Source organism: Psittacicella hinzii (assembly GCF_003585885.1).
GTDB lineage: Bacteria > Pseudomonadota > Gammaproteobacteria > Enterobacterales > Psittacicellaceae > Psittacicella.
In genome coordinates this window covers 1-3,190 of sequence record NZ_NRHC01000122.1, presented here as the reverse complement: position 1 = coordinate 3,190, position 3,190 = coordinate 1, and the positions used below count along the sequence as shown (strand labels likewise).

The window sequence follows — 3,190 nt, the reverse complement described above, 5'->3', positions numbered from 1 at the left end:
AAGCAGATAACCCAGAAGAAGATTTCTTCTGGGTTATCTGCTTTTATGATCTTTCAATTTTATGATCTACAGATTTAGATCTGCAGATTTCGATCTACAAACGCTAATAATGCTAGAGCAAACTGCTAGCACATCAGCATTCTTTAGATCAGCAACTTATTTTTCTGCTAGTTTAGCTAAATCTAAAGCTAAAGCATCTCTTTCTGAAGCTGACAAATTACTGCCTAGCTTAATTTCTAAAGCGCGACAATTTGCATCTTCAGCTACATGTTGCCAATTTAAAATTAAGCTCGCAGGGTAATCTTCCATAATTAGCTGTGGCCATTCAATTAAATACACCGTGTTAGCTTTTTGATTATCAAAGAAACCTAACACATCTAATTCATAAATATCTGAAAGACGATAAAGATCTAAATGATAAATAGTGTAATCAGCTACAGCGTAATCTTCTTGTATAGAGTAAGTCGGACTCGGAATATTTCCTTGGTAACCAGCAGCTCTAATAAACGCACGACTAAAAGTACTCTTACCTGCTCCTAAATTACCTAGTAGGTAAATTAAAAAGCATTTCTTTTGCGAAAATTTGCTTGCTAGTTGCCAAAGCTCTTGAGCAAATTTTTCACTTTCTTCTTGGCTACGAAAGAAAAATTTAAAATCTTGCATATATCCTTTGTCGAAATTGTGATAATTTTTACAATTGCTCCTATTATACAATAAATTGAAAGATTTATGATTTTGTTACTTGATCACTTTCTATCATTTGGTAGTAATTTGATTAGTAATGACCTATCAAATGATTTTATTTCTCAAAAACTTTAACTAAAAATGTGATCAAATAAACAAATTTATAAAATTTTAGCGTATAAAGTTAAATTTTGGTTTATACTATGGAAAATTTATTTAAGAGACTAACACCTTATCCGTATTCTAATAAAGGATTCAATTTTTTATTAGATTAGATATAGTAAAGTAATGGTAATTTTGAAATTTTTTATCTTTCAAAAGTGTTAATTCTCTTGAATCTTTTGAAACATAAAAGTGTATAAATAAGTATCTGGTGCCTTTAAGACAACTTAACCGATTTATACTTTCTTAGTTGCTTATTTACTCTAGCTCTTAAATACCTTTAGTTAAAACAATTTTGAGACCATTTTCAAGGGTGCACATGGCAACTAAAATCTTACTTAAAACAGTTCTAACAGCAACAGCATTAGGTTTAGCATTAACAGGTTTAACTTCATGTAAACCACAAGCTGAACAACAAGCTACAACAACATCAGCAGCAACTGAACAAAAACCAACTCGTTATGTTGTTCTTCACGTAAACGATACTCATGGTCGTTTCTGGGAAGATAACCGTGGTCAAGGTGGTTTTGCATACATTAAAACTATCGTTGAAAATGTACGTAAAGAAGCAGCTGCTAAAGGTGAACCTGTAGTTGTTTTACATGCTGGTGACTTCAATACAGGCGTTCCTGAATCAGATATGCAATTTGCTGAGCCTGATATCAAAGGTATGAACCTGATTGGTTTTGACGCAGTAGTTGTTGGTAACCATGAGTTTGATGTTTCAGAAGAGAAAATGAAGCTTCAAAAAGATTGGTTAAATGCTCCATTATTATCTGCAAATATTGAATATGTAAATGCAGATGGTTCAAAAGTTCCATACTACGAACCATACACTTACTTTAACAAAGATGGTTTAAATTTCTTAGTAATTGGTACTACAACTCCATCTACTAGATACCAAGCTAACCCTGCTTTCACTAAAAACTTTAACTTCACTGATCCAACAGAAGCTTTCTTAGCTGCACAAAAAGATTCTGAAGCTAAAAATGGTAAAGCAGATGTAGTAATCTCATTAAGCCACTTAGGTTATTACCCTAATGGTAACCATGGTGCACAACCATATGGTGACTACAAACTAGCACAAAACTTACCACAAGATTCTGTAGCTTTATTCGTATCTGGTCACACTCACGTAATTGCATGTGTTGATGATGCAGGTGAATTAGTTAACTACAAACCAGGTCAAGCATGTAAAGTTCCTTATTCAAACAACATGCCAATCGTTCAATCTGGTTACTGGGGTCACTATGTAGGTAAAGCTGAGTTTGAAGTTAAAGATGGTAAATCTACTTTAGTTAGCTATGAGTTAATTCCAGTTAACTTAAAAAATCGTCTAAAAGACAAAGACGGCAAAACTTACTATGAAGATGCAGCTACTCCAGTAGAAGCTAACAAAGAAGTTTATGACGCATTAAAAGTTTACCAAGATAAAGGTAGTTCAGCTTTACAAGTTAAAGTTGCAACTCTAACTGAAGAGTTACCAACTTCACGTGCTGAATTAACTAAATTAGGTTACTTAGCTGCTGAAGCACAACGTACAATCGCTAAAGCTGACTTTGCAATTTCAAACTCAGGTGGTTTACGTGCTGCATTACCAGCTGGTGAAATCACTTACCGCGATGTGTTAATTGTACAACCATTTGCTAACACTTTAACAACTGTAGATTTCACTCCTGCTGAAGTAGTTGAATACTTAACAAAAATTGTTAATATCCAAGGTGGTGGTTTCCCACAATACGCAGGTATCACATTTGACTACAACAAAGAAACAGGTGTAGTAAGCAATGTTAAAGTACAAGGCAAACCATTAGTAGACGGTCAAACATATAAAATGGCTGTTTTAAGCTTCTTAGCTAATGGTGGTGACGGTTATCCTGCAATTATCGGTAACCCTACTTATGTAGACACTGGTTACAATGACGCAAAAGCATTTGTTGACTACTTTGCTTTAAACCCAGTAATTGATGGGGCTAAATTACAAGTTCAAGGTCCAACATTTGTAAAATAAATTTAACAAAATTTATAATCGAACAAATAGTAAAAGGCAACTAGTTTAACTAGTTGCCTTTACTTTATATTAATTTTTATTTCTGGAATTTATCTTACGTTAGTTTTATCTTAAACTTAAGCTTTATGATTTTAGCTTTAGCTAAGTCTTGTTTTTTTAAGTCTGAAGATTAATCTCTTTTTTTATTTTTGCTTAAAGAGTTTCAAAAACAGGAGCTTAAAACAGAAAAAAACTATTTTACTAAGTTAAATCACTATTTAGCTTAGTAAAATAGTTTTAAAATCTACTAATCTCTCTTTTACTTTACAAAAAGAAAATGGTGCCCGGGGCGAG

2 protein-coding genes are annotated in these 3,190 nt (G+C 32.9%); one reads left to right on the top strand and one right to left on the bottom strand.

The window, feature by feature from the left end:
- Positions 1-156 precede the first annotated feature (156 nt).
- Positions 157-663, bottom strand: coding sequence for a tRNA (adenosine(37)-N6)-threonylcarbamoyltransferase complex ATPase subunit type 1 TsaE (gene tsaE / locus CKF54_RS07355; protein ID WP_119525706.1), 507 nt, complete (start codon positions 661-663; stop codon positions 157-159).
- 502 nt (positions 664-1,165) lie between these two features.
- Here tsaE and CKF54_RS07350 point away from each other — a divergent pair.
- Positions 1,166-2,857: a 5'-nucleotidase C-terminal domain-containing protein gene (locus CKF54_RS07350; RefSeq protein ID WP_119525705.1), complete on the top strand. Its 1,692-nt coding sequence runs from the start codon at positions 1,166-1,168 to the stop codon at positions 2,855-2,857.
- Positions 2,858-3,190: the final 333 nt, after the last annotated feature.

Coding starts and splice junctions, on each gene's coding strand:
- tsaE (WP_119525706.1), bottom strand. CDS start 663: ATGCAAGATTTTAAATTTTTCTTTCGTAGCCAAGAAGAAAGTGAAAAA.
- CKF54_RS07350 (WP_119525705.1), top strand. CDS start 1,166: ATGGCAACTAAAATCTTACTTAAAACAGTTCTAACAGCAACAGCATTA.